25 protein-coding genes and 6 pseudogenes are annotated in these 21,506 nt (G+C 67.0%); 17 read left to right on the plus strand and 14 right to left on the minus strand.

The features are described from left to right. From E6W36_RS04235 to E6W36_RS04265, 7 genes are all read left to right on the plus strand, one after another. Entirely contained in the window at positions 1-393 is a 393-nt protein-coding gene (locus E6W36_RS04235) for a hypothetical protein (protein ID WP_222873856.1), read from the plus strand. A 139-nt stretch (positions 394-532) separates the two neighbouring features. Beyond that, a complete protein-coding gene (locus E6W36_RS04240; RefSeq protein ID WP_222873857.1) occupies positions 533-931 on the plus strand; it encodes a hypothetical protein in 399 nt (132 codons plus the stop codon). A 230-nt stretch (positions 932-1,161) separates the two neighbouring features. Next, the gene (locus E6W36_RS04245) at positions 1,162-1,491 is read left to right on the plus strand and encodes a DUF2141 domain-containing protein (RefSeq protein WP_246048254.1); all 330 of its coding nucleotides are present in this window, start codon (positions 1,162-1,164) and stop codon (positions 1,489-1,491) included. 295 nt (positions 1,492-1,786) lie between these two features. Beyond that, positions 1,787-2,524, plus strand: a complete 738-nt coding sequence (locus E6W36_RS04250; protein ID WP_222873858.1) for a TolC family protein — start codon at positions 1,787-1,789, stop codon at positions 2,522-2,524. Next, the gene (locus E6W36_RS04255) at positions 2,494-3,177 is read left to right on the plus strand and encodes a TolC family protein (RefSeq protein WP_222873859.1); all 684 of its coding nucleotides are present in this window, start codon (positions 2,494-2,496) and stop codon (positions 3,175-3,177) included. Before E6W36_RS04250 ends, E6W36_RS04255 begins: the two co-directional genes overlap by 31 nt. Positions 3,178-3,198: 21 nt before the next feature. Continuing rightward, the gene (locus E6W36_RS04260; protein ID WP_342776843.1) at positions 3,199-4,887 is read left to right on the plus strand and encodes a type I secretion system permease/ATPase; all 1,689 of its coding nucleotides are present in this window, start codon (positions 3,199-3,201) and stop codon (positions 4,885-4,887) included. Continuing rightward, positions 4,887-6,197: an HlyD family type I secretion periplasmic adaptor subunit gene (locus E6W36_RS04265; protein ID WP_222873860.1), complete on the plus strand. Its 1,311-nt coding sequence runs from the start codon at positions 4,887-4,889 to the stop codon at positions 6,195-6,197. The genes E6W36_RS04260 and E6W36_RS04265 overlap by 1 nt, the downstream gene beginning before the upstream one ends. Here the strand turns inward: E6W36_RS04265 and E6W36_RS04275 are convergent. The 9 genes and pseudogenes from E6W36_RS04275 to E6W36_RS04310 all read right to left on the minus strand — a co-directional run bounded on the left by E6W36_RS04275 (position 6,169) and on the right by E6W36_RS04310 (position 10,723). Beyond that, positions 6,169-6,937: pseudogene (locus tag E6W36_RS04275) on the minus strand (NRDE family protein). The gene E6W36_RS04265 and the pseudogene E6W36_RS04275 overlap by 29 nt on opposite strands. Before the next feature lie 2 nt (positions 6,938-6,939). Then, positions 6,940-7,107: a hypothetical protein gene (locus E6W36_RS04280; RefSeq protein ID WP_222873862.1), complete on the minus strand. Its 168-nt coding sequence runs from the start codon at positions 7,105-7,107 to the stop codon at positions 6,940-6,942. Positions 7,108-7,148: 41 nt separating this feature from the next. Continuing rightward, entirely contained in the window at positions 7,149-7,271 is a 123-nt protein-coding gene (locus E6W36_RS20310; RefSeq protein ID WP_281277441.1) for a hypothetical protein, read from the minus strand. Next, positions 7,268-7,450, minus strand: a complete 183-nt coding sequence (locus tag E6W36_RS04285) for a hypothetical protein (protein WP_222873863.1) — start codon at positions 7,448-7,450, stop codon at positions 7,268-7,270. Before E6W36_RS04285 ends, E6W36_RS20310 begins: the two co-directional genes overlap by 4 nt. Before the next feature lie 13 nt (positions 7,451-7,463). Further along, positions 7,464-8,045, minus strand: a complete 582-nt coding sequence (locus E6W36_RS04290; protein WP_222873864.1) for a hypothetical protein — start codon at positions 8,043-8,045, stop codon at positions 7,464-7,466. A gap of 3 nt (positions 8,046-8,048) precedes the next feature. After that, positions 8,049-8,636 (minus strand): DedA family protein, encoded by a 588-nt coding sequence (locus E6W36_RS04295; protein WP_222873865.1) that lies wholly within the window; start codon positions 8,634-8,636, stop codon positions 8,049-8,051. After that, a complete protein-coding gene (locus E6W36_RS04300; RefSeq protein WP_222873866.1) occupies positions 8,636-9,667 on the minus strand; it encodes a tetratricopeptide repeat protein in 1,032 nt (343 codons plus the stop codon). The genes E6W36_RS04295 and E6W36_RS04300 overlap by 1 nt, the downstream gene beginning before the upstream one ends. Further along, complete coding sequence (locus tag E6W36_RS04305) at positions 9,633-9,941, minus strand: hypothetical protein (protein WP_222873867.1); 309 nt, start codon at positions 9,939-9,941, stop codon at positions 9,633-9,635. The genes E6W36_RS04300 and E6W36_RS04305 overlap by 35 nt, the downstream gene beginning before the upstream one ends. Positions 9,942-10,180: 239 nt before the next feature. Beyond that, positions 10,181-10,723, minus strand: a complete 543-nt coding sequence (locus tag E6W36_RS04310) for a carboxymuconolactone decarboxylase family protein (protein ID WP_222873868.1) — start codon at positions 10,721-10,723, stop codon at positions 10,181-10,183. 197 nt (positions 10,724-10,920) lie between these two features. On the opposite strand from E6W36_RS04310, the gene E6W36_RS17790 reads away from it, so the two are divergent. The 8 genes from E6W36_RS17790 to trhO all read left to right on the plus strand — a co-directional run bounded on the left by E6W36_RS17790 (position 10,921) and on the right by trhO (position 14,516). Beyond that, positions 10,921-11,556, plus strand: a complete 636-nt coding sequence (locus E6W36_RS17790) for a TetR/AcrR family transcriptional regulator (RefSeq protein WP_246048111.1) — start codon at positions 10,921-10,923, stop codon at positions 11,554-11,556. Continuing rightward, entirely contained in the window at positions 11,556-11,918 is a 363-nt protein-coding gene (locus E6W36_RS21745) for a uracil-DNA glycosylase family protein (protein ID WP_342776793.1), read from the plus strand. The genes E6W36_RS17790 and E6W36_RS21745 overlap by 1 nt, the downstream gene beginning before the upstream one ends. Before the next feature lie 87 nt (positions 11,919-12,005). Beyond that, positions 12,006-12,131 carry a hypothetical protein gene (locus E6W36_RS21750; RefSeq protein WP_342776794.1) on the plus strand — a complete coding sequence of 42 codons (126 nt, stop codon included), beginning with the start codon at positions 12,006-12,008 and terminating at the stop codon, positions 12,129-12,131. Between the two features lie 61 nt (positions 12,132-12,192). Continuing rightward, complete coding sequence (gene purS, locus E6W36_RS04320; protein WP_222873869.1) at positions 12,193-12,432, plus strand: phosphoribosylformylglycinamidine synthase subunit PurS; 240 nt, start codon at positions 12,193-12,195, stop codon at positions 12,430-12,432. Then, the gene (gene purQ / locus E6W36_RS04325) at positions 12,429-13,091 is read left to right on the plus strand and encodes a phosphoribosylformylglycinamidine synthase subunit PurQ (RefSeq protein WP_222873870.1); all 663 of its coding nucleotides are present in this window, start codon (positions 12,429-12,431) and stop codon (positions 13,089-13,091) included. Before purS ends, purQ begins: the two co-directional genes overlap by 4 nt. Next, a complete protein-coding gene (locus tag E6W36_RS17800) occupies positions 13,091-13,423 on the plus strand; it encodes an HAD hydrolase-like protein (RefSeq protein WP_246048112.1) in 333 nt (110 codons plus the stop codon). Before purQ ends, E6W36_RS17800 begins: the two co-directional genes overlap by 1 nt. Then, entirely contained in the window at positions 13,321-14,127 is an 807-nt protein-coding gene (locus E6W36_RS22965) for an HAD family hydrolase (RefSeq protein WP_425459681.1), read from the plus strand. The genes E6W36_RS17800 and E6W36_RS22965 overlap by 103 nt, the downstream gene beginning before the upstream one ends. After that, complete coding sequence (trhO, locus tag E6W36_RS17815) at positions 14,118-14,516, plus strand: oxygen-dependent tRNA uridine(34) hydroxylase TrhO (RefSeq protein WP_246048113.1); 399 nt, start codon at positions 14,118-14,120, stop codon at positions 14,514-14,516. Before E6W36_RS22965 ends, trhO begins: the two co-directional genes overlap by 10 nt. A gap of 64 nt (positions 14,517-14,580) precedes the next feature. Here trhO and E6W36_RS04340 read toward each other — a convergent pair whose 3' ends face one another. The 5 genes and pseudogenes from E6W36_RS04340 to hisB form a co-directional block, all read right to left on the minus strand. After that, a complete protein-coding gene (locus E6W36_RS04340) occupies positions 14,581-15,213 on the minus strand; it encodes a PEP-CTERM sorting domain-containing protein (protein ID WP_222873871.1) in 633 nt (210 codons plus the stop codon). A 317-nt stretch (positions 15,214-15,530) separates the two neighbouring features. Beyond that, positions 15,531-16,288, minus strand: a pseudogene (gene hisF, locus E6W36_RS04345) (imidazole glycerol phosphate synthase subunit HisF). Further along, positions 16,285-17,021: pseudogene (gene hisA / locus E6W36_RS04350) on the minus strand (1-(5-phosphoribosyl)-5-[(5-phosphoribosylamino)methylideneamino]imidazole-4-carboxamide isomerase). Before hisA ends, hisF begins: the two co-directional pseudogenes overlap by 4 nt. Beyond that, positions 17,018-17,645 (minus strand): annotated as a pseudogene (gene hisH, locus E6W36_RS04355) (imidazole glycerol phosphate synthase subunit HisH). The pseudogenes hisA and hisH overlap by 4 nt, the downstream one beginning before the upstream one ends. Positions 17,646-17,649: 4 nt before the next feature. Beyond that, positions 17,650-18,253 (minus strand): annotated as a pseudogene (gene hisB / locus E6W36_RS17820) (imidazoleglycerol-phosphate dehydratase HisB). Positions 18,254-18,315: 62 nt separating this feature from the next. Here hisB and E6W36_RS17825 point away from each other — a divergent pair. Together E6W36_RS17825 and E6W36_RS04385 are read left to right on the plus strand one after the other, a co-directional pair. After that, positions 18,316-21,077, plus strand: a pseudogene (locus tag E6W36_RS17825) (ATP-dependent DNA helicase). Beyond that, positions 21,074-21,505 carry a tellurite resistance TerB family protein gene (locus E6W36_RS04385; RefSeq protein ID WP_222873877.1) on the plus strand — a complete coding sequence of 144 codons (432 nt, stop codon included), beginning with the start codon at positions 21,074-21,076 and terminating at the stop codon, positions 21,503-21,505. The pseudogene E6W36_RS17825 and the gene E6W36_RS04385 overlap by 4 nt, the downstream one beginning before the upstream one ends. The last annotated feature ends 1 nt before the right edge of the window (position 21,506 follow it).

Consider the following 21,506-nt stretch of genomic DNA (forward strand, 5'->3'; position numbering starts at 1 on the left):
GTGCGGCTGCGACGCTGGATCGGGTTCGCCAGAGACGCCGCGGCGACCCCGGCGGGCAAGCACATTGCCGCGCTGGCACGGCTTGGCGTGGTGGCGCTGGTCATCGCCTTTCTGGTGCTGCGCCTCAATGCCGTCGGCTGGCGCGAGACCCTGAACGCCCTGCCCGAATCGCCCTGGTTCTACATTCTGTTCCTGGGCTTCTATTTCAGCCTGCCGCTATTCGAGACCGCGATCTACCGGCGGCTCTGGGGCTGCCATGGCGCGCGCTGCCGCTGTTCGTACGCAAGCGCGTGCTCAACGAGGCGTTCGTCGAATATTCCGGCGACGCCTATCTGTTCGGCTGGGCGCGCAACCGGATCGGCCGCGAGAATTCCGAGATCCTGCACACGGTGAAGGATGTCGCGATCCTGTCGTCGATCGCCGGCCACCTGGTGACGGTGGCCGCACTGCTGCTGCTGGTTGCCAGCGGCCACCTGCCCGCACTGATCGCCGCCAATCCGGAAGCTGCCCCTACCTGCTGGCGGGTGTCATCGTGGCGGTGGTCGTCATCGGGCTGTACTCCGTGCGCGACCGGCTGTTCCGCATGCCGGCGGATGTGGCGACCACGACTCTTGGGCTGCACCTGGCGCGACAGGTTACGACGCTGGCGTTTCAGGTCGGCATGTGGGCCGTTGCCCTGCCAAGCGCCGGCTGGTCGGCCTGGCTGGTGCTGCTGGCAGCGCGCACCGCGCTCAGCCGGGTGCCGTTGCTGCCGAACAAGGAGCTGATGTTCGCAGGGCTTGGCGTGGCGCTCTCCGGTGTGATCGCCGCGCCACCCGAGCGCATCGCTGCGATGTTCGTCGCCAGCGGCGCGCTCGTGGTCGGTTGTCATTTGCTCGTCTTCGTGCTTGGTCTGCGCGGCGCTTCACGCGCCGTGTCGCCCACTGCCTGACTGGACGCCCTGATTGGTACGCCTGCCTCGCCTGCTTGGCCTCTTGCTCTGCGCGTCCGCACTGGCCGTGGCGTCGGACCACGCGCGCGCGCAGGCCCCGGAGCCGATGGTTATGATGGGCGAGGACAAGGATGTCTGCAAATCCGGCGAAGGCCCGGCCATCCTCGTGACCATCGCGACGCTCAAGGATCGCAAGGGCCAGTTGCGCATGGACCTCTACTCTGACGACCCTGACGCCTGGCTCGCCGGCAAGAGGAAAACCGAATCGGAAGGCAAAACCTTCCGCAGGACGCGCGCCCCGTCCGCAGACCGGCACGCCGCAGCTCTGCGTGCGCGTGCCCGGCCCCGGTCGATACGCCCTGTTCGTGCTGCATGACCGCGACGGCGACGACAAGGTCGGCGTGTTCACGGACGGCTTCGGCTTTTCCCGCAATCCGCGCCTGGGTTTCGCCAAACCAAAGCTCGCCACGGTCGTTTTCGACTTTCCGGGCGGCGTGCTGCCGCTGACGATCACCATGAACTATGCGGGCGGCGGCGGACACAGCACTGCTTCGCAGTAACGGTGTGTCCGGCTCGTGTCGTGGAATCGAAGCTCGCTCCACCAGGATATCGGGCGATCAAGCGAACTTCGATTCTGAAAACGACGCGAGAAACAATATGTAGTGTCTCATTTTGAAAAGTCCGCTCGTGGTGAGCTTGGACAGAACCACGGGCCGCTCACTCCTTCGTCAAGCTCAGGGTGAGCGGCAAAATTTCAAACTGGGACACTACCGAAACAATATCTTGCTCGAGTCCTATCCTTAACGCGCGGCTTTGATGTTGCGCTGCGAGGCGATTCGCGACAAAGGCCACCGTATGACGAGTCGCCTGTTCCTCTGTGTCGCCCTTTTCACGCTCTCGCCGGGGCTGGCGCACGCGCAGCCTGGGGCCGTCGCGGCGATTGATGAGGTTGTCACCCGCTTCGCCGACTCGCCGCAGGCGTCGCAGCCGTTCCATGACATGCTGCGCGGCGCGGTCGACACCAACCCGCGGCTTGGACAGGCGGTTGCCCAGCAACTGGAAGCCAAGCAGGCCAAGCGGGAAGCGAAGGCCGCACTGTATCCGACCCTGGGCGTCAACGTGACCTCCGACCGCAGCCTCAGCCGCGAATTCCGCGACCGCACCGGCAACCTGATCGAGAGTTCGCGACCGCGCGCCCGCACCGACGCAACGGTCAGCGGCCAGCAACTGCTCTATGATTTCGGCGCGACGGCCAACCGGATCGAAGGCGCGAAGTATCGAATAGACGGTGCCGAAGCCGGTGCCAAACAGGTGGCGACCGAAGTGGCGGTCGATGCCGCCCGCGCCTACTTCGACGTGCTGCGCGCCCGGGCGCAGGTGGAAATGGGCAGGGATTTCATCGCCCGGCACGAGCAGATCCTGGCGGATGTGAAACTGCGCCAGCAGCAGGGCTATGGCCCGGCCGGCGATGTCGCCCGGGTCGAGGGTATCTCGCATCGGCGGAAGGGCAGATCGCCGGGTTCGACCGCCAGCGGGCACAGGCGGAGGCGCGCTTCCTGGAAGTGTTCGGGTTCGCCGCTCCGCCGGACCTGACGCGGCCGGTCGCTGCAACCGGCGCCAGCCGGAGCCGCGACGAAGCCGTCGACACCGCAACCAAGAACAACGCAGCGCTTTCCCGCATCGACGCGCTGACCAAGAGCGCCGCCAGCGACTATCGCGTGACCCGCTCGCAGCGCTGGCCGAGCATTGCCTTTGCGGTTGACGCCTCCGCCTTCGGCATTACGGAATCCGGCACGGACTATGATGTGCGCGGCCGGATTGTGGCGCGCTACAGCGTGTTTGAAGGCGGTGCCGCCACAGCACGCGCGGCTCAGGCCTTCCAGCGCCTGCGCCAGGCCGAGGCCAACGAATCGCAGGCGCAAAAGGAGGTGGAGCGGCAGGCCTCGATCGCCTGGGAGGATATGAGCGTCCTCGAACGGCAGGCCGAGACCCTGCGTCGATCCTATGAGGCGAACAAGCGCACCCGGGACCTGTTCGTCGAGCAGTTCCGCGTCGCGCGCGGCAGCCTGATCGACGTGCTGCAATCGGAACAGGATTACTTCGAGGCTGCAGTGCGCTATCTGGATGGCCTGACCGAGCTGGATGTCGCGCGCTACACGCTGCTCGGCGCGACGGGCGAACTGCTGGATGTCATCGGCGTTACGTTGAGTTTTTCATCAGCCAAGGAAGTGCTCGGCCGTGAGTGAAGTCGCCCCCACCCGCCCCTGATCGCGCCCTGGCTCGCGGAGCCGCTGAAGGCCAACCGCGGCATCTACCTGCAGGTGCTGCTGGCGGCGGCCATGACCAACATGTTCGCGTTCGCGACCTCGCTGTTCAGCATGACGATCTATGACCGGGTGGTGCCGAACAACGCGGTCGAATCGCTGGTCGCGCTTTCCGTTGGCGTCGCAATCGTGCTGGTGTTCGATTTCATCCTGCGGTCGCTGCGCGGCTATTTCATCGACGTTGCCGGCCACCGCCTCGACGAGACAGTGGGCGACGCGATCTTCAACCGCCTGATCGACATGCAGCTGACCAACAAGAAGGGCTCGGCCGGATCGCTGGCCGGGATCGTGCGCGAGTTCGAGGCGTTGCGCGATTTCTTCGCGTCAGCCACCATTACCGCCCTGGTCGATGTGCCATTCATCATACTGTTCCTGTTCGTCATCTGGATTATCGGCGGTCCGGTCGTACTGGTGCCGCTCGCCTGCGTGCCGCTGACCATCCTTGCTGCGCGCGCCGTCCAGCCCTCGCTTGACCGCCTAACCCACGAAGGCATGGGCCAGGGCTTTTCCAAACAGAGCGTGCTGGTCGAGACCATCAGCGGCATCGAGACGGTCAAGGCGACCAACGCCGGTGCCATGCTGGCCGATCGCTGGGCTGAGGCCGTGCACAAGCATGCCGAGGTCTCGCGCAAGTCGCGCTTCCTCTCGCAGTTCGCGATCAACGTCGCGGCGTCGCTGCAGCAGATCGCCTACATCGGCGTCGTGATCGTCGGGGTGTTCCTCATCAACGAGAAGGCGTTGACCACCGGCGGCCTGATCGCCTGCTCGATCCTTGCCGGGCGCTGCGTCTCGCCGCTGTCGCAAATCGCGTCGCTGCTCGGGCGGCTGTCGCACACGCGCAACGCCTACCGCCAGATCGACAACCTGATGAAGCAGGCGGGCGATACCCGCACGGAAGGCAGCTACCTGCGGCGACCGAAGCTGAACGGGGCAATCGAGTTCCGCAATGTCACCTTCCAGTACCCCAACGTCACCGGGCGGGCGCTGGACGATGTGAGCTTCCGCATCAACCCGGGCGAACGCGTGGCGATCCTTGGTCGCGTCGGCTCCGGCAAGAGCACGATCACGCGGCTGATCCTCGGCCTCTACGCGCCGACCACGGGCACGGTCATGATCGACGAGACCGACGTGCGGCAAATCCACCCCGAGGATCTGCGCAGCAACGTCGGCTCGGTGCTGCAGGATGTCGTGCTGCTATCCGGCACGATCCGCGACAACATCACCCTGCGCCACGCCGGTGTCGACGACGAGGAGGTGCTGCGGGTCGCCAGGCTGGCTGGCGTACACGACTTTGTCGGCCAACTGCCTAACGGCTATGATATCCGCCTTGCCGATCGCGGCGAAGGCTTGTCCGGCGGCCAGAAACAGTCGATCGCCATCGCCCGCGCGCTGGTTGGTACGAAGCCTGTGGTGCTGATGGATGAGCCGACCTCGGCAATGGACGTGCAATCGGAGAATGCCCTGATCGCGCGGCTGGAGGGCGAGCTGGCCGGCCGCACGCTGGTACTGGTGACGCACCGGGCCTCGATGCTGAAACTGGTGGACCGGGTCATCATTCTCGACAAGGGCAAGATCGTCGCCAGCGGGCCGCGCGACGACGTCTTGAAATCCGTGGCCGTGGGAGGCGCATGATGGCTGACGCGGCCACCGCACTCGATACGCTGGAAAGCCGGATCAAGCCGTCGCTGATGGCGCAACTGATCCTGCTGACCATCGGCGTCTTCGTTGCTCTGTTTTTAATCTGGGCCGCCGTGGCCCAGGTCGACGAGGTCAGCCGCGGCACCGGCAAGGTCATCCCCTCGCGCCAGTTGCAGGTGATACAGAATCTCGAAGGCGGCATCGTCAAGGAAGTGCTGGTCGAGCGCGGCCAGCAGGTGAAGCGCGGCCAGGTGCTGATGCGGCTGGATCAAACCCAGCTGGCTGCGGATTTCCTGAACGGCCAGGAAGGCTACAACGCGCTGGTCGCCAAGATCGCGCGCCTGCAGGGCGAAGTCGCCGGCCATGCGCCGCAATTCGCCGCCGCCCTGCAGCGCAGTGCGCCAGCCATGGTTCAGTCTGAACTTGCCCTCTACAGCGCACGCCAGGCGGAGCTGCTCGCCAACCTGAACGTCGGCCAGGCCAGGCTGGCGCAGGCGGAACGCGCAGTTTCCGAAGCCGAGGTCCAGACCCAGACCACCCGGCAGGCGCTGGCGCTCGCCGAACAGGAAGTCAAGCTGCTAACCCCGCTGGTGCAGAAGGGTATCGAGCCGCAGGTCGAACTGCTGCGTGCGCAGGGCCGTGTGGCTCAGGCATCCGGCGAATACAGCGCCGCGCAACTTGGCACCGAGCGCGCCCGCGCCGCGGTCCGCGAGGCGCAGTACGATATCGCGTCCGTACGGGAGCGCTTTCGCGCCAAGGTGGTCGAGGAGTTGACAGAAGCCAAGGCGGAACTGGCGGGCATGGGCCGGGAGCTGCCGGCGCTGGAGGACAAGGTGACCCGCACGGACGTGCGTGCGCCGATCGCCGGCACCGTCAACCGCGTGCTGGTGACTACCATCGGTGGCGTGGTCCGTCCTGGCGAACCGCTGGTCGAGATCGTGCCCTCCGACGATACGCTGGTGGTGGAGGCACGCGTGTCGCCGAAGGATATCGGCCAGATCGCCACCGGGCAATCCGCGACCGTCAAGATCACGGCGTACGACTCCTCGCTCTACGGCGGACTGAAAGGCAGCATCGAGTCCATTTCGCCGGATTCGATCACGGATGAGAAGACTGGCGAACTCTATTACCTCATTCATGTGCGCACAGAGGGCGATACTCTGAAAAGCAAGGATGGCGCGCCGCTGGAAATCACACCGGGCATGGTCGCCGAAGTCGACGTACTCGGTCGCAAGCGCTCGATTATGGACTATATCCTGACGCCGATCACCCGGATTACCGACAAGGCGATGCGCGAAAACTGAGCCGGGTCTCGCCGAATTCTGCGCCATTCGGCCCGAAGCTGCGCTCCACCAGTTCACCGCGCCCGTCCGCTGCGATCCGCACAACGGTCTGCGCGCGCGTCCCGTAGCTTTCCGATCGGATGAAGGCGGGTGCGACGAAACGCTCCCGCTCCAACCCAACCCCGGTATCCGGCAGGTCGGCGTCCGCAGCGCGGGTTTCGTCGGACAAGGCGGCGAACAACGGTTCAAGGTTGGTGGCGTCGCCCGCGAGCCATGACGCAAGCCGGGTCTTCAACTGCCGTGTCTTCGGCCAGGGCGCATCCAGCGCGCCGTTGGAGAGGCCATACAGGCCAACCGGCAGGCGCTGAGTCTGGGGCCGGCCGGTTGGTGACGTAAATCGCATCCGCATCATCAAGCAGCAGCAGGTTGAACGGGCGGTAGGATGCTGCCTGCAGACCCTTCGCGTACATGTCGGCGCTCTGCATGCCCATCAGATAGTCGCGCACCAGCAGCCCGCGCGACAGTGCGTCCGCCGGCGGCATCGGCTCACGCACGTTGGTCACCACACCGAGGCGGCCAGCCGCAGGGGCAACCGCGAGCCAGGTGCCACCGGCATCGAGGTCGCGCCCGCCCAGAATTTCCGGCGCATCCTCCCAGGGGCTCGCGGCGCTGGAGGCGCGGGCATGGAATTCGTCGCGGTTGCCGATCAGAATGATCGGCCAATCCGGATGTTGCTGCAAGGCGAGCGCAATCAGGCACATGATCAGTCGGTCGAGGGGTAAGCGGCGGCGAGCCGCACCTCTTCCCGGTATAGTGCCCAGAAATCGAAGAAGCGCACCGGCGGCATGCCGCGCTTGCGGTTGCCGGCCCCGATCTCGAAAGCCCAGCGCCATTGCCGCATGAGGATGCGGTAGGCGCGGCCGAGCGTCATCCGGGCGTCCCAGATCTCCGTTGATTCCGCCCCGGCGCCGTTCACTTCAGAATGGTGAACCCGTGGCCCTGCTGGAGGTTGCGATAGTCATCGAACCGGATGTCGAAGCGGCCGAAATGGAAATCAGGAATGGCGCGCGCGACCGAGTCAAAGGCGGCACTCATGGCCGGCGTGATGAGGTGGCTGCCGTCCCGGAAGATGGCCCCTTGCTGTGGCTGCCGGCGAACGCCAGCCGCACCGGCTCGCCTTCGGCCGGCACCCAGTCCAGACGATGCGCATTGCGGTCCAGGTAGAGGTGCGGCACCTGACCGGCACGCGGATCCGCATGGATCAATGCCCGCAAGCTGGCGCGACCGTCACCAACGACATAGGGAAATATTTGAGCGTGATCGACCGCACAGCGCCGCTGCCGGTGCGCGGATCGCGGGTGTAGAAGATACCCGCCTCTGCCTCATGGTCGACGAGGCGCTGCAGCACAATGCGCTGACCGAGGGAAACGCCGCAAGGTAACGCTCGAGTACCGCCCGGTCGCGGATGACCCGCACGCCTGCCCCGCGACAGCCGCGATCGGGCTTTGCCACCAGGGGCAACTCAAGTCCCGCGGACTGGATTGCCGCCAGCACGTCCGCTGCCTCCTGCCCGATATCGGCGGGTTGCGCCGGCCGATCCCAGATGGTGAAATCCGCCACGTGTTCGGGTGCTGCCTGCCGCGCCAGCGCCAGAATCTGCGACTTCGACTCGCCGACAAGACCACCGGCCTCGAACGACGGGTTTGCAGACAGTGGGACGGTGATGCTGCCATGACGCAGCATCAGCCACAGGATGTAGGCCCATACCGGCGCATAGAACCAGGTCATCGGCCAGAATTCGAAGAACGATATCGGCGGATCGGCAGGCTCGAGGGGCGGCATGCCCCTGTGCGGCACGGGCCAGTCCATGGCTCAGTTGCGCGCGCGCAGATGGCCGGCGATCAGCGACACGGCAAACACCAGGCCGCCAAGCCCAAGCGCGCCGGCCAGCGGCGACATGCCGAACTGGCGCTCGAACCAGCCGATAAGGGTATGCCCGGCGAACAGCAGCAGAGCGGTCCACGGCAGCACCGACAGCAGAACCGCCGGCGCGAAGGCATTGAAGGGCACGTTCAGGAAGCCGGCGCCGGAATAGGTCGGCAGACGCAGGCCCGGCACCATGCGCGCGAGCAGTACCGCCGGCACGATGCGCCGATGCAGCGCGCCCCGCCAGCGCTCCGCGCGCTCGATGCCAAGGCGATGGCGCAGCGCCTTGATGCGGCGGGCAAGACTACCCAAGCCATAGAGGCCAAGATCGCCGACCGCGATCCCGAACGACAACGCAACAAAGGCCTGTGCAGGGCTCAGCGCCCCGCTGAGGATCAGCCCTGCGCCCAAGGCCACCGCGACTTCCTCAAGCAGCAGGGTCAGCCCCACCAGCCCGATCATCATGGCGGTCGGGCCGGCATGTTCAAGGACTTGCCACAGACCGGAGACGAGGGTCGGCAAGGAAGACGCCATCACGCCACCGCCCGAGTGTCCAGGCGGTGCGCGCTCCGCTCCCGCCCCGCGTCCAGAAGGTGCGCCATACGGGCGTTGAACAGGCGGCCGTCCTCGCCCCGCAATTCCCGCTCGGCGGAAAGCGCGATCATTTCGAACCACTCGCGCTGCACGGCGCTGCCGCCGACACGGTACACCTGCTCGCGCACGCCGTTCATATGACTGAGCGTCGCCGCGAAGTCGCCCGCCGCGAATGCGCGCATGCCACGGGCGACCGGCAGCGTGATCGCGCGCCACACCGCCGAGTCCGGCCGATCGGAGCAGGCGCAGGCCTCCATGGCGTCAAGGAAGTTCGCGACTCCATCGTCATCGCCCGCGCGCACCAACCCGTACCAGGCGTGCAGGTCGAGAAAACTGTTTACGGTGTCGCCGATGCGCGCCGCCACATGCGCGCCGACATCCGCCCAGCGATCGCCGACATCGACGCCGGCAAGCTCCAGCCGGGCCAGCAGCGAAACGGCGTTCACCTGATCCTGCACATGCCCCTTGCGGTAACCCCAGACCCGATTGTCGTAAAGATCGAGTGCGGCGCGGTGGTCGCCCAAGTCCAGCAACAACAGCGCGGTGTGCCACCAATTGTGCGTATAGATAAAGCTTGAGCAGCGATCCCATGTCGGGCTCAGGCCCTGCATCCAGGTCAGCCCCTCCTCAATGCGGTCCGATGTGGTGAGCACATGCGCCACCGCATGGTGCGCCCATGGATCGTCGAGGGTCATCTCTACAGCGCGACGCCCCGCATGTTCGGCGGCCTGCGTCTCACCGCACTCGATAAGCGCGAAGGCGAGCAGGCCCCAGGCATAGCCGATATCGTCCGCGCTGCGGATCGCGTGCGTCATGAGCGCTCGCATGCCGTGCGCGTCGCCGCAGTTGATCTGCAGGATCTGCGCGATTTTCAGGGTCACGACATCGCGCGGCCAGCGCGCGGCGATCGCCTGGAACTTCCTCAGGGCGCGGTGTTCATCGCCGCGCCACCAATCCGCCACGGCGTCCACGAACGCGCGCTCCCGCTCGCCGCCCGGCCTGAAGCGCTGCGGTGATATAGGGGCTGGCGCGCCGGTAGCCTTCGCGGGTCTGGAGAAACAGGAACAGGCAGGCCGTGTAGGCCTGCAGGAGCGCGCAGCCTGCGTCCTGCGCGGCGGCGTCGACAATCGCGGCGGCATTGCGCCCTTGGCTCAACAGCTCCAGCGCGAAGGAATCCATGGCGTCGCGCGAGGCGGGTGACGAAACCAAAACGGAATTGCCAAACCGGTCCACGTTCTGCGTCATGCCCTGCATCAATCACACTCTCCAGCCAATATGGGGCCGCCTGTGAACGCGACAGACAGCAGCCCCTCCCAGCTGAGCGCCTAATGCATGGCCTAATAACACGACGTCCGCAACTGGGATTGCGATTACTGGAACCATTCGTTCAATAACGGAAAGAAGTTACGCGCGCCGGACAAAGGACGAAAAAGCCCCGGCTTGCACCGGGAGCTTTCTGTCGAGCGTTGCGCGCGGATAGCCGGTTAGGCTTTGGCGGTCGAAACCAGCGGGAAATCCACAACCGTCGCGGCAACATGGTTGAAGTAGTTGGTCAGGATGTTCACCATCGTCACGGCGACCAGCTCCACCACTTCGTCGTCACCATAGCCGGCGGCGCGTACCGCAGCCAGATCAGCGTCCGCAACATGGCCGCGGCTGTTGACGATGGCCGACGCGAAATCGAGGGCCGCCTGAACCTTGGCGTCCGAGGACTGCCCGGCCAGGTTGGCGGCCAGTTCATCGGCGGCGACGCCCGCGCCCTTGCCCAGCAGGGTGTGCGCCGATGCGCAATAATCGCATGCATTCGCGCTCGCAACCACAAGCGCGACCTGCTCACGCAGTTGGGCCGAAATCTTGGCCGCGCCAAGTGCGCCGCTGAGGCTCAGATACGCGTTCAGGACCGCAGGCGACTGGGCGAAGACGCCGAACAGGTTCGGCACCATGCCCAACTGCTTCTTCACCGCTTCCAGCAGCGGCTTCGAGCCTTCCGGGGCAGTTTCAATCGAGAGAGACGGGATACGTTGCATGACAATGTCCTTTCTTTGAGGTGTTAACGGATGGGCGAGGTGCCCTTGCGCCAGCCATGTAAACAGTTCTGTTTCTTTTCAAGAGGCAATTCCGACCTTTTGCGCGCCGCCGTATCGCTGGAGTCCACGCATCGCACTTGCGATTCAAAGCAGATTTCCTATTCTTAGGGGATACGAACTCGTTTCTGGATGGATCGATGCCTGCCGCTGAAATCGCCTTGAAGCCCAAGGCCGCCACCAAATCGAAACGCGAGCACCTGCTGCAAGTCGCCATCAACCTGTTCAATGAACACGGCTTTCATGCCACCGGGGTTGACCGCGTCATGGCGGCCGCCAAGATGTCGAAAAAGACCATCTACAACTATTTCCGCTCGAAGGATGAATTGATCCTGGCGGCGCTACGGTATCATGACAGCGTGTTTCGCAACGAATTCATGAGCCAGGTGGAACGCGCCTCCGCCGACCCTATGGCGCGGCTGCTCGCTCTCTTCGACACTGCGGAAGAATGGTTTCGTTCGCCGAACTTCTATGGCTGCATCTTCATCAACGCGACGGGCGAGTTTTCCCAGGCGGATTCGCCGATCCGTCAGGTCTGCCGCGATTTCAAGCGCATGATGCATGGCTTCATTTTCGATCAGTGCCGGCAGATCGCCGTTGCGCAGCCGGAGCGGCTTGCCGCCCAGCTTGCCCTGGTGTTCGAGGGCGCAATCGCGACAGCGCAGGTCAGTGGTGCGGATGCAGCGGCGGACACGGCGCGCGAAGTCGCCCGTACAGTGATCGGTGCCGCGCTCGAGCCATCCGCGGGAGCAGGCAGGCCGACATCGGTGAATTAGTGGCCGCGCTCGACGATTTTCTCGGCGACCTTCGCGCTTGCACCCTCTGCGCAGCGAGCCTGCCGCACGGGCCGCGCCCGATCGTTCAGATCGGTCATGGGGCACGGATTCTGCTCATTGGCCAGGCACCGGGCCGCAAGGTCCATGCCAGCGGCATCCCCTGGGACGATGCGTCCGGCGACACGCTGCGCGGCTGGCTTGGTCTCGCCAAGGCCGCCTTCTACGATCCCGCGCAGGTGGCGTTGCTGCCCATGGGGTTCTGCTACCCTGGCACCGGCAAAGCGGCGACCTGCCGCCGCGGCCGGAATGTGCGCCGCGCTGGCACGCGGCTGCGCACGCACACATGCCGGCAATCACCATGACGGTGCTGATCGGCGCGTACGCGCAGGCGCATTATCTGGCAAAGCCTGGCGGCACCCTGACCGAGACGGTCGCGCAATTCCGGAACCATGCACCCGATATCTGGCCGCTGCCGCACCAGCCCGCGCAACCGGCCCTGGCTGGCGCGCAACCCCTGGTTCGAGGCCGATCTGCTTCCCGCGCTGCGCGCCCGCGTCGCGCAAATCCTGGTCTGACGCTTGCGCCCGCGCGCGCAAGCGACCATAAGCGCGGCATTCATCCCAACTTGAGGTCCCCATGAAGGCCAAGGTCTACGTCACCCTGAAATCCGGCGTGCTCGACCCGCAGGGCAAGGCGATCGCCGGCGCGCTGGCGGCGCTCGGCTTCGACGGCGTCAACGACGTCCGCCAGGGCAAATATATCGAGCTCGACCTGGCCGAAACCGATGAAGCGCAGGCGCGCGCGCAGGTCGAACAGATGTGCCGCAAGCTGCTGGCCAACACGGTGATCGAGAATTTCCGGGTGGAGCTGGCATGAAGGCGGCGGTCATCGTCTTCCCCGGCTCCAACTGCGACCGCGATCTTGCCGTGGCGCTGGAGCGGATTACGGGTTCGGCACCCCGCATGGTCTGGCATGGCGATGCCGCGCTTCCGGACGGGTTGGACCTGATCGCCGTGCCGGGCGGCTTTTCCTACGGCGACTATCTGCGCTCGGGCCATGGCGGCGCAGTCGCAGATCATGCACGCCGTGCGCGGCGCAGCCGAACGCGGCGTCGCGGTGCTGGGGTGTGCAACGGCTTCCAGGTGCTGACCGAGGCCGGCCTGCTGCCCGGCGCGCTGATGCGCAATGCCGGACTGAAATTCGTCTGCCGCGACGTTCACCTGACGGTCGAGAACGCCGACACCGCCTTCACAAGCGCCTACGTCAGGGGCCAGGCTATCCGCATCCCGGTCGCACATCACGATGGCAACTACTTCGCCGACGAAGCGACGCTGAACCGGCTGGAGGGCGATGGCCGGGTGGTGTTCCGCTACCGCGACAACCCCAACGGCTCGCAGCGCGACATCGCCGGGATCATCAACGAGACCGGCAACGTGCTCGGCCTGATGCCGCACCCGGAGCGGCTGTGCGAACCGGCGCAGGGCGGCAGCGACGGGCGCGGCCTGTTCGAAAGCCTGCTGAAGTCCCTGCACTGATGCGGCCAATCATCTTCGACTGCGACGGCACGCTGGTCGACAGCGAGCGCGTCTATGCGAAATCCAACGCGGCGGTGTTCGCCCGTTACGGGGCCATCGCCGCACCGGACGAACTGTTCGCCCGCTATACCGGCGTCTCGCTGACCGCGATGGCGGCGGACATCGAGACCCGCTTCGGGGTGACGCTGACCCCGCGATCGGCGACGAACTGGACGCGGCGGCAGGTCTATTGCTCGAGACGGAACTGGAGCCGATTGCCGGGATTCCACAACTGCTTGCCATGCTGCAGGCGGAAGGGCGTCCGCTGGCGGTCGCCTCCAACAGCCGCCTGAATGGCGTGCGTCGCAGCCTGCGCATCACGGGCCTCACCCAGTTTTTCGGCGACCGGATTGCGACTGCGGACCAGGTCGCGCAGCCGAAGCCCGCGCCTGACGTCTATCTAATGGCAGCCGGGCTGCTTGAGGCCGAGCCGGCATCCTGTCTGGCGATCGAGGACTCGCCGACCGGCGTGCGGGCAGCGCGCGCCGCCGGTATGACGGTCATCGCCTTCACCGACCCGGCGCACGCGTTCGGCAGGCAGCGGCTGGCGGACGCCGGCACGCAATCGTCGAGGATATGCGCGCCATCGCTGGACTGCTGGAGCTGGCATGAGCGGGCCTATCGTCGTCGCGGCCGGCTATGTGTTCGCACGGCTCGACGATCCGGCTATGGTACGCGCGCCCCTGCGCAAGGCTCTGGCTGCAGCAGGCGTCAAGGGCACGGTGCTGCTGGCACCCGAGGGCATGAACACCACTTTCGCCGGCCCCGCGACGCCGTTGACACCGGCCTGGCGGCGTTGCGCGCCCTGCCGGGTTGCGCCGGCTTCACACCCCGCGAGTCGCTCTGCGCCACCATGCCGTTCGGGCTGCTGAAGGTGAAGGTGAAGCGGGAGATCGTGACCCTGGGCGTCGAGAGCGTCGACCCGGTCAACCGCGTTGGAACATATGTGCCGCCCGCGACTGGAACGCCCTGCTCGACGAGCCGGGCGTGGTCGTGATTGACACCCGCAACGACTATGAGATCGCGGTCGGCAGCTTTGACGGCGCGATCGATCCGCGCACGCCGCGCTTTCGTGATTTTCCCGCCTGGGTCTCGGCGAACCGCGCCACGCTGGAGTCGGCCCGCAAGATCGCGATGTTCTGCACCGGCGGCATCCGCTGCGAGAAGGCAACCGCCTACATGCGCGACCAGGGGTTCGACAATGTCTACCACCTGCAGGGCGGCATCCTGAACTATCTGGAGACGGTGCCGACGGCGGACTCACGCTGGCGCGGCGGCTGCTTCGTATTTGACGAGCGTGGTGCTGTGGGCAGCGGCCTTGCACCGATGCCGGAGCTTGAACCCGTCAAGCTGCTGCCGGGCAAGCGCCGGATCATGGAAGAGTAGCGCCAGCCTGTTCAGGCGGCGGACGCCGGCGCGCGCCGCGCAATCGCAATAGGGCGAAGTGCTCTCAGCGCTTCCGACGCAGGGCGAGGACGGCACCCAGGCCCAACAGGCCAAGGGTCGCCGGCTCAGGAATATCGGTCGGCGGCGGCGGCGGCGGCGCAACCTCCGTGGTCAGCAGGAAGTTGCCGAAGGTCCAAGCCTGAGAACCCTCAATCAATGGCGCATTCTCCAGCCGGATGCCAAGGGCGGAGACGCCGTCCGCAATGAAGCTGTTGTAGAGCGCCGTGATGTCGAGGCTGATGATCTCGCCGCCCGAGAAGTTAATCGGGTCGATCGGGAAATCGCCAAGCGCGAAGGTCGGCGTGATCTGGAAGTCGCCGATCGACTCGAAGTTGTCGCCTTCATAGGCGAGCAGCGCGATGATGCCGTCGAACGGGTTTTCATTTTCGAGGAACAGTCCGCCGGGGAACAACACCTCGAATTGCAGGATCGCTTCCGATGCAGTCCCGAGACCGCTCAGGTCAAACTCCGACAGACCGCGGCTCTCCTCGCGTACTTCGTTACCATTATCGTCGAAGAAAAACAGGCGGCCGACTTCCGCGAAGCCGCCGTCGCCCGTGAGGGTCGAGGAGTGGAAGTGCGAACCGGCCAGTCCCGGACCATCGTTGGCGACCGTAAAGGTCAAGCCGCCGGTCACGGTCGTGAGCGCCTGCGCCCCGCTGGCAACGCCGAGCGCTATACCACAAGCGACTATCGCAGCCAGAACTCGCATCCGCATCCTCCAGTTTTATAAAGGTTAACCAGCAAAGCAGGCCAGCGCCAAGAGCGCTCCAGGTCATTGAAATAACATGATTAATATTCCATTAACGGTATGAGTCGCGTCAAAACTGTAAAGCAGCCCGACAACTTTACCCATCAACGCGAGACGTCACGCAGGCGCGACAAACGCAAGCAGCGGCTGGTCCGCGTCCTGCGCATCCGGCTGGCCCTCGCAGGTGACGAGCGCGATGCGCATCACGGCCGCACCGGAATGCCGGCCGCGGCAAGTGCCGCCTTGGCTTCTGCGATGCTGTGCTGACCGAAGTGGAAGATGGAGGCGGCAAGCACGGCAGACGCATGGCCATCGCGCACGCCGGCAACCAGATGATCGAGCGTGCCGACGCCGCCCGAGGCGATCACCGGCACCGGCACAGCGTCCGCAACCGCGCGGGTCAGCGCCAGGTCGAAGCCGGTTTTGCGCCATCCCGGTCCATGGAGGTGAGGAGGATTTCGCCCGCACCCAGGCCAGCAACCTCGCGCGCGAACGCGATCGCATCCAGGCCAGTCGCCGTGCGCCCGCCATGGGTGAAGACTTCCCAGTGGTCGCCGACCTGCTTGGCGTCGATGGCGACGACGATGCACTGGCTGCCGAACTGCTCGGCCAGCTCGGTGATCAGTCCGGGGCGCTGGACGGCGGCGGTGTTGACCGAGACCTTGTCGGCGCCGGCAAGCAGCAGCTTGCGCACATCGGCCGCTGTCCGCACGCCGCCGCCGACCGTCAGCGGCATGAAGCACTGATCCGCCGTACGCGAGACCACATCCAGCAGGGTCTCCCGATTGTCGGACGACGCGGTGATATCGAGGAAGCACAGTTCGTCTGCGCCGGCGGCATCATAGAGGCGCGCCTGCTCCACGGGATCGCCGGCATCGACCAGATCGACGAAGTTGACGCCCTTGACCACGCGGCCGTCCTTGACATCGAGGCAGGGGATGATGCGGGTCGCGAGCATCAGGCCGCCCGCGCAAGCGCTTGCGCGAGGTCGATGCGGCCATCGTAGATCGCCCGGCCGACGATCACGCCATCCAGCGTCCCCGTGCAGTGGGCCTGCGCCGCCTTCACCGCGTCGATGTCGGCCAGGCTGGCCGCGCCGCCCGAGACGATGACCGGAATGCGCGTGCGGTCGGCGAGCGCTGCGGACGCTGCAACGTTCACGCCCTTCATCAGGCCGTCGCGGCCGACATCCGTGAACAACACGGCGGCGACCCCGGCATCCTCGAACCGGGCGGCAAGCTCGGCGATCGACACGGTGGATGCCTCGGCCCAGCCTTGCGTGGTCACAAACCCGTCGCGTGCATCGACCGCCACCACGACCCGCGCCGGGTAGGCGCGCGCGGCGTCCCGCACCAGTTGCGGATCGGTCATCGCGGCCGTGCCGATCACGACCCGTTCGATGCCAAGGCCCAGCCAGTGATCGACGGTTGCCCGGGTGCGGATGCCGCCGCCGAGCTGCACCTTGCCGGGAAGGCGGCCAGCACCGCCTCGACCACCGCCGAATTGACCGGGCGGCCAGCGAACGCGCCGTTCAGGTCGACCACATGCAGCCACTGCGACCCGGCCTGCGCGAACACGCGCGCCTGCCCGGGCGGATCGTCCGAAAACACGGTGACGCGGTTCATGTCGCCTTCCAGCAGGCGCACGACCTGGCCGTTCTTCAGGTCGATGCAGGGGTAGATGGTGAGGCTCATGGCCGCCACTCCAGAAAATTGCGCAGCAGTTCAAGGCCCAGAGCCTGGCTCTTCTCCGGGTGGAACTGCGTGCCGAGGAAGGTGTCAGCGCCGACAACGGCTGCGATATCCTGCCCGTAATCGGTGGTGGCCAGCACGTGCGCGGGTTCTGCGCCGCCAGGTGATAGCTGTGCACGAAATAGGCGTGGCCGGGTGGCGGCAGCACCGGATGCGGGCGCGCCGGATGCAGCGCGTTCCAGCCGATGTGCGGGACCTTCAGCGCCGGATCGGCCGGCGACAAGCGCACGACATCGCCCGCAATCCAGCCCAGACCCGGATGTTCGCCGTGCTCCAGCCCGCGCGTCGCCAGCAACTGCATGCCGACGCAGATGCCGAGGAACGGCCGGCCCTGCTCCCGCACCGCGCGGTTAAGGGCCGGGACCATGTCGGGAAGCGCGTGCAGGGCGCTGCTGCACTGGCCGAACGCGCCAACGCCGGGCAGGACGATGCGGTCAGCGGCGGCCAGCTCGGCGGCTGACCCGACACGCGGATATCGAACGTGCCGTCCGCCACGCGCTCCAGCGCCTTGGCGACGGAGCGCAGGTTGCCGGAGCCGTAATCGATGACGACGACGCGCTCGGCCAACGGCTTACAGACTCCCGCCCAGCGTGCCCTTGGTCGAGGGGATGCTGTCCGCCTTGCGCGGGTCGATGCTGATCGCCGTGCGCAGGGCGCGCGCCAGCGCCTTGTAGCAGCTCTCGACGATGTGATGATTGTTCTCGCCGTAGAGGTTTTCCACGTGCAGCGTGATACCGGCGGCCTGGGCGAAGGCCTGGAACCATTCCTTGAACAGTTCCGTGTCCATCTCGCCGAGCTTGTCGCGGCTGAACCCGACCTTCCAGACCAGGTAGGGGCGGCGGGAAACATCCAGCGCGACGCGGGTCAGGGTCTCGTCCATCGGGATCAGCGCGTCGGCATAGCGCACGATGCCCTTCAGGTCGCCGAGCGCCTGGGCCACCGCCTCGCCGATGGCGATGCCGGTGTCCTCGGTGGTGTGGTGGAAGTCGATGTGCAGGTCACCGACCGCCTTGACGTCGAGGTCGATCAGGCTGTGCCGCGAGCTGCTCCAGCATGTGGTCGAGGAAGCCGATGCCGGTCGAGACATTGTAGACGCCGGTGCCGTCCAGGTTGACCCGGACCTCGATCGAGGTCTCCTTGGTGGCGCGGCGCACGCTTGCGATACGGTCTTGCATGCTGTGCTGTTATCCCCGCCGCCCCGGCTTGCCAAGGGGCGCGCGACGCTTAGAAGCAGGACATGACCGCTGACTCGCGCACACTGCTGCCCAACCCCGCGCTCGCCGCCGGCTGGGACGGCCTGTGGGTCGCGCGCGCGGGCGAACCCGCGCAGCCGATCGCACGCGGGGCCGCGCTGCGGCTGGTCGCCGACACGCCGGTGCTGATGATCAATGCGCCGCTGGCCGCCAGCCGGATCGGCGCGCCGCAGATCTCCGGCTTAGACCTGCTGGAGCTGTTCGCCTTCGCGCGGCCGGCGCAGTTCGTCGTGCCGAGCGCGCGCGGCCTGGCGCTGGCGCTGCGCCTTGCGCCGCCGCTGACCCTGGAAGACGAACCGGCCGCCCTGTTCGCGATCGCGCAGGCGCTGCTGGACGAAATCGGCGCGTCCGGCTGGCGCTACGCCGCCGGCGCTTATGGCGCGGCGGTCGCGCTCAACCGCCTGAAATGGCCGTGGGGACCGCTGGTGACAGCGCGGGTCCCTGCCCTGCAACAGTCGAGAAACCGCTGTTCCAGGCGCTCCCGGAATGGCAGGAACCGGCGCCGCGGCCGGCACCGCGCACGGTCGAACTTGCCGAGCCGCAGGTGCTGAACGAACTGGCCCGCACTGTCGGCGCGGCAGCGGAGCCACGCGCGAGCCAGCGCGCCTACGCCCGGGCGGTCGCTGCCGCGTTCCAGCCGCGCGCGGTGGCGGGACAGCCGACCCTCGCGCTCGCCGAGGCGGGAACCGGCACCGGCAAGACGCTCGGCTATCTGGCGCCGGCGCGGCTGTGGGCCGAGGCGGCGGGCGGCACGGTGTGGATTTCCACCTACACCAAAGCGCTGCAACGCCAGCTCGCCCAGGAACTGAAGCGCGTCTACCCCGACCCTGCGGACTATGCGGCGCGCGTTGTCGTGCGCAAGGGTCGGGAGAATTACCTGTGCCTGCTGAACCTCGAGGATGCCGTGCAGGGCGCTTCACGGGCCGCGCAGCGGTGCTGGCGCAGCTTGTCGCCCGCTGGGCGCGCTTCACGCGGGACGGCGACATGGTCGGCGGCGACTTGCCCGGCTGGCTGACGGGACTGTTCGGCATGGGACGGATGGCCGCACTCTCCGACCGACGCGGCGAATGCGTCTATGCCGGCTGCCCGCATTATCGCCGCTGCTTCATCGAGGCCGCGATCGCCCGCTCGGCGGCGGCCGACATCGTGGTCGCCAACCACGCGCTGGTGATGATGAACGCCGCGCGCGGCCGTGCCGAGGGCCTCGGGCTGACCCGGCTCGTGTTCGACGAGGGCCACCATCTGTTCGAGGCCGCCGACTCGACCTTCGCCGTTCGCCTGTCCGGTGGTGAGGCGCTGGAACTGCGGCGCTGGCTGCTGGGGCCGGAGGGCGGACGCACGCGCGGTCGCCGGCGCGGGCTGGAAACGCGCCTATCCGAACTTGGCATGGAGGACCCGGCGGCAGCGGAGGCCCTCGGTGCGACCCTGAAGGCGGCACAGGCGCTGCCCGGCGACCAGTGGCTGGCGCGTCTGGCCGAGGGCGCACCCTACGGCCCGCTGGAAGCGCTGCTCGGCGCTGTCCGCGAGACCGTGCTCGCCCGCGCGGAGGAGGCCGACAGCGGCTACGGGCTGGAAGCGGACCTTGCCGCCCCGCCGCCCCGCCTGATCGATGCAGCGCAGGCGGCGGCACAGGCAATCGAGGCGCTGATCAAACCCATGCGGGTGCTGGCCGGCCGGATCGAGGCGCTGCTGGAGGAGCAGCCGGAGTGGCTGGAGGCGGCGCTGCGCTCCCGGTTGGAGGGCGCGCGCCTGGGGCTCGACTACCGGCAGCAGATGCTTGCGGCCTGGCTGGCGCTGCTGGCGCGGATCGGCGGCGCGCCGGACCCGGACTTCGTCGACTGGCTGGCGCTCGAGCGTGTCGACTCGCGCGAGCTGGACGTAGCGCTGTGCCGGCACTGGCTCGACCCGACCCGGCCGCTCGCCACCACGGTGTACCAGCCGGCGCATGGCGTTGCGATCACCTCTGCCACCCTGCGCGACCCGCCGGCGATCCGGCAGCCGGACCAGGGCTGGGACCAGGCGCAGGCGCGGGTCGGCGCCCGCCATGTCGCCGCGCGCGTGCAGACTTCAGCCGCCGCCTCACCGTTCGATTACGCGTCCGCCGCGCGGGTACTGGTGGTGACCGACGTCAAGCGCGGCGACGTCGCCCAGCTTGCCGGCGCCTATCGCAGCCTGATCGAGGCAGCCGGCGGCGGCGCGCTTGGGCTGTTCACGGCGATCGCCCGGCTGAAGGCGGTGCATGCCCGGATCGCCGAGCCTCTGACCGCGAACGGCCTGCCGGTGCTCGCCCAGCACATCGATCCTCTCGACGCCGGCACGCTGGTCGATCTGTTCCGCGCCGACCGGCATGCCTCGCTGCTCGGGACCGATGCGCTGCGCGACGGCGTCGACGTGCCGGGCGAGGCGCTGCGGCTGGCGATTCTGAGGGCATCCCTGGTCCCGCCCGACCCTGCTGCACGCCGCACGCCGGGCTGCGGCCGGCGATGCCGCCTATGAAGACCGGGCGACCCGGGCGCGGCTGGCGCAGGCGTTCGGGCGGCTGATCCGCCGCGCCGGCGACCGCGGCGTGTTCGTGCTGATCGGCGCTGCCACGCCCAGCCGGCTGCTGGACGCGTTTCCCGTGCCCGCCGAGCGCGTGGCCCTCGCCGATGCCTGCCGGATCGTGACGCGCTTTCTCAGCCATGACTTGCAGGCGACGCCAAGCTTGCCTAGACCGGGGCATTCCCCACGCGCCGAGGACGCATGACCGGACAGCCGATTACCCTGCAGACCGCGCTGATCTACCTGATGATCGTTGTTGCCGGTGCCGACCAGGAACTGCAGCAGACCGAGATGACCCGCATCGGCCAGATCGTCCGGCGTTATCCGGTATTCGAGGAATTCAACGTCGAGACCATGATCCCGGCGATGCGCGACTGCGCCGACATCCTGTCCCGCGATGACGGCCTCGCGACCGTGTTCGGGCTGATCCGCAGCGCCATCGATGCAGACTGGGCGGAAACCGCCTATTGCGTCGCCTGCGACGTGGCCGCCGCGGACGGCAGCCTGCGCACCCTGGAACGGCGCATCCTCGATACCGTGCGCTCGACGCTTGGCGTCGAACGGCTGGCGGCGGCAGCGATCGAACGCGCAACCGCCGCGCGCTGGCGTCGGCCGACAGCGGACAGCCGGTAAG

This window comes from Hankyongella ginsenosidimutans, assembly GCF_005144965.1.
Taxonomy (GTDB): domain Bacteria; phylum Pseudomonadota; class Alphaproteobacteria; order Sphingomonadales; family Sphingomonadaceae; genus Hankyongella; species Hankyongella ginsenosidimutans.